Annotated in this window: 13 protein-coding genes; 9 read left to right on the top strand and 4 right to left on the bottom strand. The window is 39.8% G+C overall.

The genetic code is table 11. From position 1 onward, the window contains the following. Positions 1–30: 30 nt before the first annotated feature. Both RRU94_RS07370 and bacA read left to right on the top strand, forming a co-directional pair. Positions 31–444, top strand: a complete 414-nt coding sequence (locus tag RRU94_RS07370; RefSeq protein ID WP_315691121.1) for a DUF4362 domain-containing protein — start codon at positions 31–33, stop codon at positions 442–444. Between the two features lie 741 nt (positions 445–1,185). Further along, the gene (gene bacA, locus RRU94_RS07365) at positions 1,186–1,983 is read left to right on the top strand and encodes an undecaprenyl-diphosphate phosphatase (RefSeq protein ID WP_315691966.1); all 798 of its coding nucleotides are present in this window, start codon (positions 1,186–1,188) and stop codon (positions 1,981–1,983) included. Between the two features lie 235 nt (positions 1,984–2,218). On the opposite strand, the gene RRU94_RS07360 is transcribed toward bacA, so the two are convergent. Then, a complete protein-coding gene (locus tag RRU94_RS07360) occupies positions 2,219–3,673 on the bottom strand; it encodes an alkaline phosphatase PhoX (protein ID WP_315691120.1) in 1,455 nt (484 codons plus the stop codon). Between the two features lie 276 nt (positions 3,674–3,949). On the opposite strand from RRU94_RS07360, the gene RRU94_RS07355 reads away from it, so the two are divergent. Continuing rightward, positions 3,950–4,444 carry a hypothetical protein gene (locus RRU94_RS07355; RefSeq protein ID WP_315691119.1) on the top strand — a complete coding sequence of 165 codons (495 nt, stop codon included), beginning with the start codon at positions 3,950–3,952 and terminating at the stop codon, positions 4,442–4,444. A 320-nt stretch (positions 4,445–4,764) separates the two neighbouring features. Here RRU94_RS07355 and RRU94_RS07350 read toward each other — a convergent pair whose 3' ends face one another. Continuing rightward, complete coding sequence (locus tag RRU94_RS07350) at positions 4,765–5,649, bottom strand: AraC family transcriptional regulator (RefSeq protein ID WP_315691118.1); 885 nt, start codon at positions 5,647–5,649, stop codon at positions 4,765–4,767. A gap of 118 nt (positions 5,650–5,767) precedes the next feature. Here RRU94_RS07350 and RRU94_RS07345 point away from each other — a divergent pair, with 118 nt between their 5' ends. The 5 genes from RRU94_RS07345 to RRU94_RS07325 all read left to right on the top strand — a co-directional run bounded on the left by RRU94_RS07345 (position 5,768) and on the right by RRU94_RS07325 (position 11,170). Further along, complete coding sequence (locus RRU94_RS07345) at positions 5,768–6,712, top strand: EamA family transporter (RefSeq protein WP_315691117.1); 945 nt, start codon at positions 5,768–5,770, stop codon at positions 6,710–6,712. 392 nt (positions 6,713–7,104) lie between these two features. Continuing rightward, positions 7,105–7,656 (top strand): hypothetical protein, encoded by a 552-nt coding sequence (locus tag RRU94_RS07340; protein WP_315691116.1) that lies wholly within the window; start codon positions 7,105–7,107, stop codon positions 7,654–7,656. A gap of 254 nt (positions 7,657–7,910) precedes the next feature. Continuing rightward, positions 7,911–9,281: an NCS2 family permease gene (locus RRU94_RS07335; protein WP_315691115.1), complete on the top strand. Its 1,371-nt coding sequence runs from the start codon at positions 7,911–7,913 to the stop codon at positions 9,279–9,281. Positions 9,282–9,481: 200 nt separating this feature from the next. After that, positions 9,482–10,510, top strand: coding sequence for a GTPase (locus tag RRU94_RS07330; protein ID WP_251272186.1), 1,029 nt, complete (start codon positions 9,482–9,484; stop codon positions 10,508–10,510). A 6-nt stretch (positions 10,511–10,516) separates the two neighbouring features. Continuing rightward, a complete protein-coding gene (locus RRU94_RS07325) occupies positions 10,517–11,170 on the top strand; it encodes a GTPase domain-containing protein (RefSeq protein WP_315691114.1) in 654 nt (217 codons plus the stop codon). A 110-nt stretch (positions 11,171–11,280) separates the two neighbouring features. Here RRU94_RS07325 and RRU94_RS07320 read toward each other — a convergent pair whose 3' ends face one another. Continuing rightward, the gene (locus tag RRU94_RS07320; RefSeq protein WP_315691113.1) at positions 11,281–13,203 is read right to left on the bottom strand and encodes a beta-glucoside-specific PTS transporter subunit IIABC; all 1,923 of its coding nucleotides are present in this window, start codon (positions 13,201–13,203) and stop codon (positions 11,281–11,283) included. 196 nt (positions 13,204–13,399) lie between these two features. Then, the gene (locus tag RRU94_RS07315) at positions 13,400–14,830 is read right to left on the bottom strand and encodes a glycoside hydrolase family 1 protein (RefSeq protein ID WP_315691112.1); all 1,431 of its coding nucleotides are present in this window, start codon (positions 14,828–14,830) and stop codon (positions 13,400–13,402) included. A 425-nt stretch (positions 14,831–15,255) separates the two neighbouring features. Here RRU94_RS07315 and RRU94_RS07310 point away from each other — a divergent pair, with 425 nt between their 5' ends. Next, positions 15,256–15,831, top strand: coding sequence for a TetR/AcrR family transcriptional regulator (locus RRU94_RS07310; RefSeq protein WP_315691111.1), 576 nt, complete (start codon positions 15,256–15,258; stop codon positions 15,829–15,831). Positions 15,832–15,870: the final 39 nt, after the last annotated feature.

Below are 15,870 nucleotides of genomic sequence, written 5' to 3'. Positions count from 1 at the left end.
GGACTTCTTTTTCAAGTAAGGAGGATGGTTATGAACAGAGGAATGGTGAATGTTTTATGTTCCTTATTTTTCATTGCAGGCTGTTCTAACGATAATAATGTTCAGTCTCATAATAACAATGTTGGAGAGGTAGTGAATAAACATAATGATATTCAGAACTTAGAGGCTCTCGATACATTTATAAAACGTGCAAAAATCAAAAAGGAAGATACCGTAAATTATATTGAGTACGGGATAGAAGGACAGCGAGGGGTAACAACCTTAACCTCTAAAGAGGACAACATTCATGTTTCTAGTAGTGTTGATAAGAAATTTATAGAGGAATACAGTTGTAAAGACATAGCAATTGATATAGAAAATGGTTCCGATAATTATGTTTTGAAACAATGTACAGGCGATTTTGAAGGTACAAGAGATATTCCTCTTTTGACAGTTTCTAAATAAGTGAGCCGAGTTTTTAATCGGAAGAGCATGCCACATAAATGACCTGGTGTTGTGTAGCTAATTATGTGAATCTGGTTTTTAAAAAAATTCAATATTGACAAGGACTATTGATCTATTATGTATTTTTATATTAAATTAACCGTGTGTATAAATGATCAAACATAGTTTCAAATGGAAATGAGGAGACTTTGAATGATTTTCCTGCCTCCATTAACAGCAATTTATGCATTGATCTTGTCCATCTATACATGGGTTACCCGTCAGGGTGGAGTAACAATAGGGTTTCTCGCTAACAGTATCCTAGGAATCTTTATTTGTATTGTTTTATCATTAGTAATCAAAATGAAAAACAAAAAATTGAAATTACTGCTTGTCTCGACCAGTTTTATACTTTTACTAAATCTATGTCTCGCATGGATCGGTTTATTCGGTTTTCAGAATCCATAATAAAAAGGTTGTTTTCGAAAGAATGATGAAATGTTTACACGGACAGCGCTGTTTAAATCTAAACAGTGCTTTTTATTGTTTTAGTAGTAATCATAAGCTGGAAGTTCTTATTTTCCTCATTTACTTATATACCATTATCTATTGCAAGAGCAGCTTAAAACAAAGAGACTTCGAAGATTTTTTGTAATTAAAATGGTTATACATGAAAATATTGTATGTTATAATCTAGTGGATTTTCTAGCTATGTGATCAACATAGAGGAGCAATCAAAATATGATGAAAAGAAGTGAGCCGATGAGTGATGTGTTAATTGCTTTTATTTTGGGGGTTGTCGAAGGGTTAGCAGAATTTTTGCCGATTTCCTCCACTGGACATCTTATACTAGTAGGTCATTTGCTAGGATTTGAAGGTGAAAGAGCTAAAACTTTTGAAATTGTAATTCAATTAGGAGCGATTTTAGCTATTTCTATTCTTTATCGTAAACGCCTCGTGTCTTTATTCAATATTAAGCCTATCCTGGAAAAAGAGAAGAAATTTAATGCTATACATATCATATTAGGGGTTTTTCCTGCCATTATCGTTGGTTTGGTATTACATGATGTTATTAAAGACTATCTATTTCGTCCAAATACAGTCGTGATTGGCCTTGTAGCAGGGGCCTTTCTCATGATCTTTGCCGAAAAGAAAAAAGCAGAACCGGTTTCTTACTCTTTGGATGAGTTAACATACCGGCAGGCGTTTACAATTGGATTATTTCAGTGTTTAGCTGTATATCCTGGTTTCTCACGAGCTGGATCGACCATTTCGGGAGGATTGTTAGCAAAAGCCAGTTACAAGACCGCTTCTGAGTTCTCTTTTTTAATTGCGCTCCCGGTTATGATAGGCGCAACAGGGCTTGATTTGTTTAAGAGCTGGCATTATTTAAGTGTAAGTGATATTCCTATGTTTGTAGTAGGATTCCTAACTTCTTTCGTGGTGGCCATGATAGCCGTCGTCACGTTCTTAAAATGGCTGGAGAAGCTGGGGTTAGTGCCGTTTGCTTATTATCGAATTGTGTTAGCCATTGTTTTTACCTTGTTTGTATTACTTTAATTGATAAAGTAATTTACTTCAGTATACAACCAGGACGCCATTTCTTTGACAAAGGACCGATTTTCTTAAAAGAGTTGTCTGATTTAGCATGGCAAGCCATAAGTTAAAAAGAGGGCTGGGAGGTCCTAAGAAACTCTCCCAGCCAATTACTTTTATATGAGATCAACAAAAAGAAAAGATGTAAACCATACAAAGTGTTGGCTTACATCTTTCCAGGGGTATCCTGTAAAACAGTTTAAATCATCTTTACTCCGTGGCGCTCAAATGCTGCCGCTTCTAGAATGGACATACCCTGCGCCTCAGCAGCCTTAGCCACTTTTTCTGAAACTTGTGGTGCAAGATTTACAGGAGCAGCAAAGGACATTTCTCTTGCGCGCGCAGCGTTTCTGCGTTGGAAAGGTCCCCAAATAGCAAAAGTTTTTCCTGGGCTTTGAATATTGACAAAAAGTGTGTTTCCATCTGGTGAGAAAGTTGGGCCACATAATTCAGAGTCACTTAGGCGATTGGCGGCAAAAGGATAAACTTTGCCTTCTGGGGTAATTCCCATAATGCGGTCTTGTCCAGAACCATCTTCTGCATACCAAAGGTCGCCCCAAGGAGTACAGCAAATATTATCCGGATATTCCATTTCTCGTGCATCATTTCCCTCATAGAAAAGCTCCAATGTATTAGTGTGAGGAACGTAACGATAAACGCGTCCAAGCTTTTTGTCCCCGGCAGAGGTGTCATCGAACCAGAAAACACCCTCTTGGAAGAACGCTCCTTCTAGTCTGCTGAATTCAATGCATTTTTGTGCCTTGGCGTCCTCGCGGCATAAATGAGGATCTAGTTCCTTCCAAACAATTTTAAATGTTTGTCCTGTTTTAAATGTGCTTGCTGCTGGGTCAGTTACTGCTTCAATTGCTGCTGCATAAAGCTTGCCGCCTTTTTGTAATGCACCTGGTTTTTGGCTCGTGTCATTTGGAATAAAACGGTACAAGTAACTTGGGCTGGCATCTTCAGTTAAATATACATATCCTGTCGCTGGGTCGATCGCGCAGGCTTCGTGGGAAAAGCGTCCCATATCCTTGATTGGAGTTTTGGACATTTCGTTCTCCGGCTGCTGCGGGTCTACTTCGAATACATATCCGTGTGTCGCAGTACGTGTTTCTTCACAAGTCAGCCACGTATTCCAAGGTGTCGCTCCTCCTGCACAATTTCGGATTGTTCCTGAAGAGCTTACATATTCTTTGATGACTTCTCGATTTGGACCAACAACTAGAGCTGTTGTGCCACCTTTAGCGGCTGGATCAAAAGGGTTGATTCCAACCACCGGATTGTCTGCACTTGTTCCTAATTCATGATTGCGAACAAGAATAGTCGTATTATTAGGTCCTTCAAAAGCAGCCATTCCATCAAAGGCTCCAGGGATTTTTCCGCCGTTTGTCAGCTGACCGCCCTCTTGGGAAATAATTTTGTAATGAAAACCTTCTGGAAGATCAAGAATACCATTTGGATCCGGAACTAAAGGACCATACCCGCCAAAGCCGCCGGTTGGATTATTGGTTGGATTAGCAGCTGTATCCGCAAATACTTTTGAACCGAGTGATAATACTCCAGTTGATCCAAGGGTAAGAGCAAGTGCGCCCATTCCTCCCGCTTTTAAGAACTTTCTCCTGTTCAAGTCATGATTAGATGTTTGATTAGTCATAAAGTACGTGTCCCCTCACCAATAATTTTTTTAAATCTAGTAATAGATTAAACGGCAATTATTAAGGAGAAACCCGGGTTTTGTAAAAGCCCGGTAAAAAATCAGTTAAGAAAGCCACAAAAGAAATAAAGCAGCTAGGTTCATAGTTGACAGTTACTGTTGATTAAGCCAAGACAAAAACGGTTGGATTCAAAATTCAGATTAAACAACAATCATGATTTTCCTGTGATAAACTAAAATGTATCATTATGGAATTTGTTTTGGGAGGAAAATTTTTTGAAAGAGCGATCGATTTATTTTATTGTTATGCTTATTATTCTTTTTTTAATAGGAAGCTTTGGAAATAGTGTAGTACAAGAGAAGCTTATTCCTCTGGTTATGATTGTAATTATACTTTTAATAATTGGACACGCCATTGAAGATCAAAAAAAATTTGATTTAAACCAGCTTGCCAGAGTAGAGGTACGAGAATTATATGTAAAAACAGAAAATGGATTTGTGATTACGGAGGAAAAAGATTTTGATGTGATAAGAGAAGCTTTTGAAAAGTTCGAATGGGAACCAAATACCAAGATGGATATTCAAGGCGAAAGAACAGTAGAAGCCACCTTCTTTTATACATATGAAGAGAACATGCCGGAACCGTTATCCATGTGCAAAGTCTATCTTATGAAAGAAGGAAGCATTTCTTTTCAGAGTGAAAAAGAAGAAGAGGGGTACGGAGAGCTGAGTAAAGAACACGCGGAAAGGTTAACATTTCTCTTTTTTTAAAATGAAAAAAGTAAATTGTAAGAGCCGCATCATTATTTCATTAGTAATTATGTGGCTCTTTTCTACTCAATTCTTCTTTTACAGTAGATTGGAACGGTTGAGTAAAAGGCCTTTTCGATAACTGACTTAAAAAAGGGACGTGATATTGCTGATTTTCTTGTTCATCTAATAGGAAAGATTCGTTAAATAAGAAAAAGACCAAAAATGCCCCTTATATTAATGCCTATTCTCTCTGAAGTATCTGTTTACTGTTAATATTTTAAGACGTGAGAAGGGGAGGGCACAAAATAGCCATTCGCCAAAAAATAATACTCATAAAGCTATCCATTTTTGAGTTTTTTGTAGGCTAATGGTGTCATGTTGACAGACTTCCGGAACTTATCGATAAAATAGCTTGTACTATTGAATCCTACTTGATAAGCAACATCTGTGACATTGGAATCTGGCTGTTGCAGCAGGAGTAAGCTTTTTTGAATGCGGTAATCTGTTACATAATTCAATGGAGTTTTGTTTAACATTCGCTTGAAATATCGGCAGCATTCCGACCGGCTCAGTTGGCCAGCCCTTGCAATATCATCCAACATAATTTTCTCAGCATAATGTAGATGTATCCAATTTAACATTTGCTTTAATCGATGGTTTTTCAACATTTCTGTCTGTTCATACTCTAGTTGGAAGCCATTCACGATTAAGTTCTTCCAAATGAACGTTAGCTGTGTGGTGATTTCGATTTCATAGAATGGTGGCTTTTCTTGAATCAATTGATTGATTTTTATGATGGCGTCTAAAATATTTTTCTCCCAAGGTTCCTTTGTATCTAAGTATAAATACGATAAATTAGTCGCTTCGATGTAAGGATGTACATAGGTCGTATAAAGTTCTTGTGATAAAACAAAATGCGGAGAAACATTTAAACAAATATAAACACAACCGGAATCATTTTTTTCTTCCGCCATGTGAAGGCAGCCGCTATTTATAAATATCCCTCTGCCTTCACGAACCACTACCTTTTCTTCATTTATTTGAAAGAGGGCTTCTCCTTTTATAATCAAAACAAATTGAATTTCATCATGCCAATGAAGAGGTATATACCCATTAATATTTTGGCTAATCGTGGTTTCATAACAGGCAATCGGCAATACAACGGTACGATGTTCTGTTAGTTCCTTTAAGTTTTGGTTAATTCTAAAATCTTTTATTTGCATATTACCGCCTCAATATATTTATATTTTTACATTCAATTTAAGTATTATTTAATGGCTTCTTCACTTATTATGACAATATTATAATACTATTTTTGTAGTTGAAGGTGGAGAGCTAAGCGTGAATAGAAAAAAAGGATTATTTCTTGTTATTACAGGTGCAACTTTTTGGGGTATTGGAGGCACCGTTGCACAAAAACTTTTTCATCAATACGCCATTGATATAAACTGGCTTGTAACAACCCGATTGCTTATAGCAGGTTTTTTACTCCTGGCCGTTCAATTTTTTGGGAAAGACTCTTCTCAAATACTTGGTGTATGGAAAAAGAAAAGGACTGCTGTTCCACTGATTATCTTTGGATTAATGGGCATGCTTGCAGTTCAATATACATATATGGCATCCATCAAACATGGGAACGCGGCTGTCGCAACACTATTGCAATACTTAGCACCTGTCATGATTATCATTTATTTAATCTTACGCAAACAATCCGTTTTTACAAGAAAGGATTTTATAACCGTTTCGCTTGCTTTAGCTGGCTGCTTTTTCTTATTAACCAACGGCTCAATCTCTCAATTATCTGTACCGATACTTGCAGTGATTTGGGGTGTTTTATCTGGAATCGCATTAGCCTTTTATACGTTATATGCTGTTCCTTTATTAAAGCAATACGATTCTCTTGTCGTTGTTGGCTGGGCTATGATTATTGGCGGTTTCGCCTTAAGTTTCATACATCCACCTTGGCAAATGGATTTTAAAAGCTTAACATTAGAAGCTTATGTATACTTAGTGTTTGTTATCGTATTTGGTACAATGATTGCCTTTTGGTTTTATATCGAAAGTTTACAAAGTCTGTCGCCTAAAGAATCAAGCCTTTTTGGCAGTATAGAACCGCTGGCGGCTGTCCTAACGACAGTCTTTTGGCTAAAAGAACCCTTTGGGATTTTTCAATGGGTAGGAGCAATATGTATTATTATCATGATTGCTTTATTGTCTTTGAATAAGGATTCTTCTTCAAAGACTATTCAGCTGTTAAAGATGAAAAAGCCACTTAGGTTTAGATAATTTCGTTCTAAACAAAATACAAGTAAGTTACGCAGTAGTTCGCCCATATAATAAACAGCCTATTCCCTGGAGGAGCAACAGTTAGCGAAAAAAGTTTTTTCGATAACCGGTTCACAGGAAAGGAGCATTAAAGACTGTTATTCATTTTCTGTTAAACTAGTGGAGCGGGCTGTGCCCAAAATCAGTATTCAATGATGAAGGGAGAATCCTTTATGTTAGGAATTAAAAATTACAACCCTAAAATGTACACAAATCCATCCAATATTATGGAAAGAATTTTTTCAAAGTCGATTCTCTAACCAGGGAAACGGCTTTTTTTAATTGACCGGGTGGAACAGAAGGATTTAAAGCTGTGTTAAAATGAATTATTGTTTTTCACAGGAGCTGATTAGATGGATGCGCGAGTTCAAAGTTATTTTCAGGATTTAGAATCAAAAAACAAAGAAATCCAATATGAGGCTTACCAAAAGGTATTAACGGAAATCGAAAAGAAGGTCGAATGGGCATACGAGGTTTGGGATGAATTGTTGCAAGAGCTAACGAGCCGTGATCATCATAAAAGATCACGTGCAGCACAATTTCTGGCTTCTTTAGCAAAAAGTGATCCAGAGAAAAGAATAGTGAATGACTTTCTGAAGCTATGGGAAGTAACGAAAGATCCTAAGTTTGTCACTGCCAGGCATAGTTTACAATCTATTTGGAGAGTGGGCTTAGCGGGAGATGAGCAACAAAAACTAGTTATGGCTCACTTTACTGACCGTTTTATGAATTGCGCGGATGAAAAAAATGATACACTGATTCGGTATGATATCATCCAAGGTCTAAAACACTTATATGATGAAGTGAAAAGAGAAGAAATCAAACAAGCAGCTCTCGACTTAATAGAAAGAGAAGAAAACCCTAAATATCAAAGGCAATATGCGGCGGTATGGCGCCATTCATAAAGATACCACCTAAAGGACCTCGTTGGGTTCTTTTTTGTTCGAAACCAAATGTCTGCATGTTAGTTTTTTAATTATAAAAAGTGCTCCTGCTCCCTTGTTAAATAAAGCTTATAGCCGTATAATGACCCATATTGAAATCCGCACTTTTATTACCCCGCTAGAAAAACCGGCATTTCCAAGCTACAGAAGATATGCTTAGTCGGCATATTTTTTGCAGCTTATTTTTTTTGATTAACGATGAAGGAGCTGAAAAAATGAGTAACTTAAACGCGAAAAAACAGGAGAAGCCCCCTGCGCGTTCACTATATTTGTTTTTAGACAGGTTTTTTAAATTGTCCGAGCGCAATACGAGCGTAAAAACAGAAATATTAGCCGGTTTGACGACATTTATGACTGTCAGCTATATTATCCTGATCAATCCTATTATTTTAGGAGATGCAGGCATGCCGGTAGAAGCTGCACTGGGAGCGACCATTTATGCAGTTATGTTTGCCACACTCCTCATGGGTCTGTGGGCAAACTTTCCAATTGTTTTAGGGCCGGGCATGGGACTCAATGCCTTTTTTACTTATTCGGTTGTGTTAGGGCAGGGGCTTTCCTGGCAAACAGCGCTAGGAGCTGTTTTTATTTCAGGTATTGTCTTCTTCCTGCTGACGGTTACAGGTATTCGTGAAAAAATCATTATCGCGATTCCAGAAGGTTTAAAAGCGGCGATTACGGCAGGTATTGGATTGTTTATTGCCTTTGTTGGATTTAAAAATGCTGGGTTAGTTGTGGCGAATGAGTCCACATTTGTCTCCCTCGGCGATCTTTCCCAGCCAGGCCCGCTGCTTGCTTTGTTTGGGCTTGTTTTGTGTGCTGTGTTAATGGCGAAGCAGATAAAAGGAGCATTGATTATCAGCATTTTCGCTACAACGGTTTTAGCCATGCTGGTGGGAGCTCAAGAAATTCCACAGAAATGGAGTGACGTCTTTTCATTAACGCCGCCCAGCATTTCGGATACGTTCCTGCAGCTTGATTTAAAAGGGGCAATTGCGTATGGCCTTTTTTCAGTTGTGTTTTCTTTTACCATTGTAGAGCTGTTTGATACGCTGGCAACTTTGATCGGCTTAACAAAAAAAGCGGGACTGGTCGATGAAAACGGAAAAGTACCTGGCTTAAACCGCGCTTTAACAGCAGATTCCATTGGAACGATGGCCAGTGCTGTCTTCGGAAGCACCGCTTTAAATACGTATGTTGAAAATGCCACGGGTATTGTAGAAGGCGGGAAAACAGGATTAAAGGCCGTAACAGCAGCTGTTTTATTTGGCTTTACGCTGTTTTTGGCACCCCTTATTCACTTTATCCCAAATGCGGCAACAGCATCTGTGCTGATCATCATCGGTTCAATGATGCTGAGCGAGATCAAAAAAATCAACTTTGATGATTTCACAGAATCTGTACCGGCTTTCTTAACGCTGATTTTAATGCCTTTAACATATAGCATTGCAGAAGGGCTGGCATTCGGCTTTGTTTCTTATACTGTACTAAAGCTTGTGACAGGCCGAACGAAAGAAGTTCATTGGATGATGTACGTGGTGAGCGCCGCCTTTATTATTAATTTTGTGCTGATCGGCCATTCATGAGGTAAAGAGGCAGAGTGAACTAGATTTTAAAATGAAATAAAGTAGTATACTAGCGGCAAGCTTTACGTTTTAGAGACCCGGCTTTTTCTGAGTAGAAAAAAAAGGTGCCTTTAGCGTAAAGCTTTTTATTTTCATCTTTTATAATGGCTCATGCAATCTATGATAAAATATTGCTTAACGATACATATGAGGTGAAGGACATGTCGATTTATGATGATATTGAAAAAATTAAAAAACAAATAGAGGAAGAAAACAGCGAGCCGCTGAAAATTGCCCTGTTTGGCCAGCCGGGAGCAGGTAAATCCTCGATTATTAATAAGCTGGTCGGTGAACGGGTAGCCGAAACGGGAGCGTCTACCGATGTGACAACAGAAGCTGATTTTATTCCGTATGAAGGCCTGCTGCTGGTGGATCTGCCGGGCTATGGGACTAGCAAGTTCCCGCCAAATGAATGGATGAACCAGTTTAATCCAAAGGAATTTGATTTGTTCCTCTGTGTGTTCTCCGGAAAATTCCATGAAGCGGATACGCGCTTTTTTAAAGAGCTGCAGGAAAGCGGGAAAGTGTGCTTGTTTGTCCGCAACATGAGCGATCAGCTGTGGGAAGACGGAAAAACGCTGGAAGAATTGAAGCAAGATATTATTGATGATGTAGAAAAGCAGGTAGGGTCGAAGCAAAACGTATACTTTACAAGTTGCCGAACTTCTACTGGTTTTGATTCTTTGCAGGACGCTATTCAGGAATCTCTTGAGCCCGCGAAGAAAGAAAAGTATATCCGCTATGCGAAAGCGTATACAGTAGAACATCTAGAGCAAAAAAGAGAAGAATGCAAAAAGCTGGTGACGAAATATGCAGCGATCGCAGCAGCAAATGGAATTAATCCAGTACCAGGAGTCGACATCAGCGTTGACCTTTCTGTCATGTTGAAGCTGTTCTCTCAAATTAATAAAGCATATGGATTAAATGACGCCAAACTTGCTTTATTAGAAGGCGCACTGCTTCCGGTGGCTAAAAAAGTGCTGGATTACGCGACAAAAGAAGGGCTGTCTCTTCTATTAAAACGCTTTGCCACCAAGACGGCACTTAAAAATTCATCTAAATATGTTCCGATCGTCGGCCAGGTGATCGCGGCGTCAGCCGGATACGCGATGACGTATAAAGCGGGCATTCATTACCTGGATGACTGCCATGAGCTGGCGACTGAGGTATTAAAGAAAGAGCTGCAGTAACGGACTATGGTGAAAAATCCGTTTAAGCGGGACAAAAAGAACACTGGTTATGATTCTTCCATTTACGATACTGCTCCTTATTGGAGAAAAAGCAGGCTGGAAGAGAATTTTTTAAAGCTTGCGGCATTGCTGGAAGAAGCAGAGAGCAGGAAGATTGTGTTTATTGGCCAGCCCGGTGCCGGAAAATCTTCTCTTCTACTGAAGCTGACGGATGGAAAGTGTGAACCGAAACCGAACATTGGCCAGGGAACGGATACAACCAATTGGAGCAGCAGCCGGGAGCCTGTATGGTATCATCTGTATAACGGAATGTACTTTATTGATACACCGGGCTACGATACAAAAACCCATCCGTTTCAAAGCTACCGTGAGTGCTTTCCTTTCCAGAATGTTGACGCAATTGTATTCGTGATAAAAGGGAAGATTCATCAAAGCGATGAAGACATGTTCCGGCTGATCATGGATAAAAGCAAGCGCATGTCCACCGTTGTGCTGGTAAGAGGGTATGCAGAAGATTTAACCGAGGACGACAGAAAAAGCCTCGAGCAGGAGTTTAATGAGAAATTTAAATTGAAGAGATACAACATTCCGTTCTTTTTTGTGAGCAGCCGTTCAGGAGAGGGGATCAGAGAGCTTCAGTTTTTTCTCCATATAAAGTGATCATTAGCCAATTCATCTTTTTTGTATAAAAAAAGGATAACGACAATGTTATCCTTTTTCCTTTTGCTTATTTATTCTTTAACCTTATAAAACCGTTTATACACAGCTACTTATGACAGGACGGGTGAAGTATGTGGTGCAGCTTCTTCCGCACTCTCTGCAGAAAGCATCAGCAGCGGTTCTCCGGCACGTACTGTTATCCCTTGAGCGGCCGCTTCGATTTGTTTGTAGCGATCTGTATTTGTAATAATAATCGGTGTCACCAGGTCATAGCCGGCTGCTTGAATGGCTTCCACGTCAAAGGAAACAATTTTGTCACCGGGTTTAACTCTGCTGCCTTCGTGCAGATGGGCGGTAAAGTGCTGGCCGTCCAGTCGAACTGTATCCAAGCCGACATGAATCAGAATTTCGGCTCCATCGTCACTCGTAATGCCAATTGCATGCTTCGTTTTGAAAATCGTCGTAATGGTTCCGTGTACGGGAGAGACTACTTCTCCTTGATGAGGAAAAATGGCAATACCTTTCCCCATAATTTCCTGCGAGAATGTCGCATCATTCACTGTGTGCAAACTTCTCACTTCCCCTTGAAGAGGACTGAACAGTTGTTCAGCAGTGACACCTGGCTGGACAGATAAGGTTTTGTTCTCTACCGGCTGTTTTGTTTCAGCCGAGGCTTTTTGTTCCGTTTCTACATCTTTAAATCCGAGGAAGTAGCCGGCAATGATAGCAGCCGCAAAGGCAATCACTAAACCAATTAAGGCGTGAACAAAAGTAGGGCCGATTAAAACAGGAATACCCGGCAGGCCGGCATTTCCAGTAATAACAAATGATTTAGCGCCTGTCAGCCCGTTGTAGAACCCGCCGGCAGCACCGCCAATCATAGCTGCGACAAAAGGTCTTTTCAATTTCATATTGACTCCGTACATGGCTGGCTCTGTAATCCCCATTAAAGCTGTAATTCCAGTCGTAAAAGCCAGTGATTTGAACTTTGTATTTTTAGTACGCAGAGAAACAGCCAAGGCCGCACCTGCCTGTCCCATATTAGCGACAAACATAGCTGGAATCATGTAGTCAAATCCGTTTTGAGCCAGCCCATTAATAATAATCGGTGAAAGGGCATAGTGCATACCGGTCATAATAATTAATGAGAATGTTGCGCCCAGCAGAATGGAAGAAACAATGGCTGCATTATTAAACAAGAAGTTAACGCCTGTTGATAAATAATCGCCAATTACCGTTCCAAGCGGACCAACCGCAATTAATGTAAAAGGAACGATAATTAATAGGGTTAATGTTGGCACAACAATTAATTTTAATGATTGATGGGTAATACGGTCTATCCATTTTTCTACGTAAGAGGCCGCCCAGATTGCCAGTAAAATCGGGATAACGGTAGACGAATAGGTTGCTACTACGGTTACAGGAATGCCGATAAATTCAATCTTTTCTCCGCTGGCAAATAACGCTGCTAAATTTGGGTGAAGAATAGCGGCGCCGACTGATGCAGCGATAAAGGGATTGGTATTAAATTTTCTCGCTGCACTCACTGCCAACAGAATAGGCAGGAAGTAAAAAGCGCCGTCACCGATAATGTTTAAAATTGCATACGTCTGGCTTTCCGGTGTTAACCATCCCAGTGTAACGAACAGGGCCAGAAAACCTTTAATCATACCGGCTCCAGCGATGGCTGGGATGATCGGCGTAAATACGCCTGCAATCACTTCAAACACAGCTGTTACAGGGTTTTTCTTTTCCTTTGATTCGGTTGCTTTGTTTCCTTCTGTGCTTATATGGCTGTTTTGGACAAGAGCCTGATACACTTTAGGAACATTGTTTCCGATAATAATCTGAAATTGCCCGCTGCTAATATTGGTTCCCATCACCCCGGGTAAATTCTCGAGCTGAGCACGATCTGCTTTGCTGTTGTCAGAGAGGGTAAAGCGGAGTCTCGTCATGCAATGAACAACGCTCTGCACATTTTCTTCTCCACCGACCAGCTTTAAAATATCTTTGGCTAACGCTGTGTGGTCCATACAGGTACCTCCTAAGTTGAGTGAATAAAAAGCGGCTATCAAAATAGCCGGCTGTTTTTGCTGTTTGAAAAATAAAAAAACCTAAATTACACGGCACACAGAAGCAAATTCTGAGGCCAGCTGTAATTTAGGTTTTGCCTGCTTTACCAGTAACAATCCAAATAAAATATGTTCATTTTAATTAAAAGAAATGCTTTTATAATTCTTCTCCATTGGTAGCTATAACGTTTTTGTACCAGTGGAAGGATTCTTTCTTTTTACGTTCTAGTGTACCGCTGCCATCATCATGTTTATCTACATAGATAAAACCATAACGTTTAGACATCTCTCCGGTAGATGCGCTTACCAGGTCGATGCAGCCCCAAGGTGTGTAACCCATTAATTCCACACCATCTTCAATCGCTTCACCCATTGCTTTAATGTGCTCGCGCAGATAATCAATTCGGTAATCATCATGGATAGTTCCATCTTCTTCCACTTTATCATAAGCGCCCAATCCGTTTTCAACGACGAACAAAGGAACCTGGTAGTGGTCATAGAGTTGATTTAAAGCAATTCTCAAGCCAGTAGGGTCAATCTCCCAGCCCCAATCACTTGCAGCCAGGAATGGATTTTTTACGCCGCCGATCAAGTTGCCTTGTCCAATTTCTTCTGGCGTTTTATCCTTTTTCTCTGTACGGGACATGTAGTAACTTAATGAAATGAAATCAACTGTACCTTCTTTAATGGTTTCTAAGTCGCCTTCTTGAATGTCTAAAGTGATGCCATTTTCTTTCCAGAAACGTTTTGCGAAGGCCGGATAGGCCCCTCTCACCTGCACATCACCGCAATAGTTATTGAATAGACGCTCCTCTTGTAGAGCGTGCATCACATTTTTAGGATTTGAGTCGTAAGAATAAGTTGGGACATAAACCAGCATACAGCCAATTTGGCTGCCAGGGATGATTTCGTGTCCGGCTTTTACAGCAAGTGCACTTGCTAAAAACTGGTGGTGCAGGCCTTGGAAGCTATCTTGTAACTTTGTTTCTTCACTCTCCGGTGAAAAACCAAGACCCAAAATCGGCATGTGTGTTGCACCGTTAATTTCGTTAAATGTTAACCAATATTTCACCTTGTTTTTATAGCGTTTAAACAACGTTGTTGCATAACGTTCAAAAAATTCAATCACTTTTCGGTTACGCCAGCCGCCGTATTCAGTAATTAAATGCAGTGGAATCTCGTAGTGAGAAATCGTAACAACGGGTTCAATGTTATATTTTTTTAATTCATCAAATACACGGTCGTAAAAAGCTAAACCTTCTTCGTTTGGCTCCGTTTCATCGCCTTGCGGGAAAATACGGCTCCATGCGATACTCATACGATATGTTTTAAATCCCATTTCAGCAAAAAGAGCGATATCCTCTTTAAAGCGGTGATAGAAATCAATACCATCGTGATTCGGATAAACATATTTCTCTTTATTGATTTTAAAATCAAAGCCAGGTTCTGCAATAACCTTTAATCGTACCTTCCCGCCGGGCATAACATCTGCCAAGTTCATTCCTTTGCCGCCCTCTTGGTAGGCACCTTCTAATTGGTTGGCTGCCGTAGCTCCGCCCCATAAAAAGCCTTGTGGAAATTGACTCATTATCTTCATCTCCTTATATGTATCATTGTGTTTATGGCTGGAAATCGTGTAATTGAATACAGCTTACATCGCGTTTACGCGTTTGCCCAACAATGGGCCAGGCAATAAAAAAAACCTAAACTGACCGCGTGAAACGATCTGTATAAAGGTGCACTCTTTATACAGTGTTCGCGAAAAAGTCAATTTAGGTTTTGCCTGCCGAACAGTAACAATCCGATTGAAAATGAAATTGTAAGCGTTGATATTTTTATAGCACGAAAAAAATAAAGTGTCAAATAAAAACGTAAAAAATGATGGAAGGTGTTAACGGCTTCGAAGAGTCGACTGAGCCAGTTAAAGAGGCTAAATAACATTGAAAAATAAACGAGTCATTTCTGGACCGATCATTCCGGAAATGATAAGGTAGTGAACAAAGGAGGGGGCAAATGGGAAGAACAAAAGAATTTGATAGGGAACTCGTTTTACATCAAGCAATGCTTGTGTTTTGGGAAAAAGGGTATGAGTCCGCTAGTATTCCTGATTTGATTCAGTCCATGGGAATCAGCCGTTCGAGTTTGTATGAAAGTTTTACGGATAAAAAGAGCCTTTATTTAGAGGCAATTGACCACTACAAAAAAGTAAGGCGGAACAAGCGGGAACTTCTTTTGGGAGCATCGACGGTAAAGGAAGGGATCCGGCAGTTTTTTAGCTCTCATATTGACGCTGCTTATGATAAGGATTTCCCAGGCGGCTGTCTCATTACAAATGAAGCGGTCCGGGCGGGAACTGCTGATACAGCCATTATTCAGGTTGTGCAAGAGAGTGTGGAAGACTTGGAGGAACTGTTTTATAAGGTGTTAAAAAAAGGGCAGCGTTCTGGTGAAATTGACCAAACAACAGACTTACGCGTTGCGGCATATTTGCTTTTAAACCTTAACCACAGCATCAATTTGCTTTCTAAAGTAACAAAAGAAAAACAGCTTGTTTATGCGATGGTCGATAAGGTAATCGATTCACTCTAAAAAAATTTAATTTTTCTGGAATGAACGTTCCGGAAAAAG

Origin of the sequence: Domibacillus sp. DTU_2020_1001157_1_SI_ALB_TIR_016 (genome assembly GCF_032341995.1) — a bacterium.
In the GTDB taxonomy this organism is placed as follows: Bacteria; Bacillota; Bacilli; order Bacillales; family Domibacillaceae; genus Domibacillus; species Domibacillus indicus_A.
The sequence above is the reverse complement of the archived record's forward strand: the minus strand, read 5'-3'. Positions and strand labels throughout refer to the sequence as shown.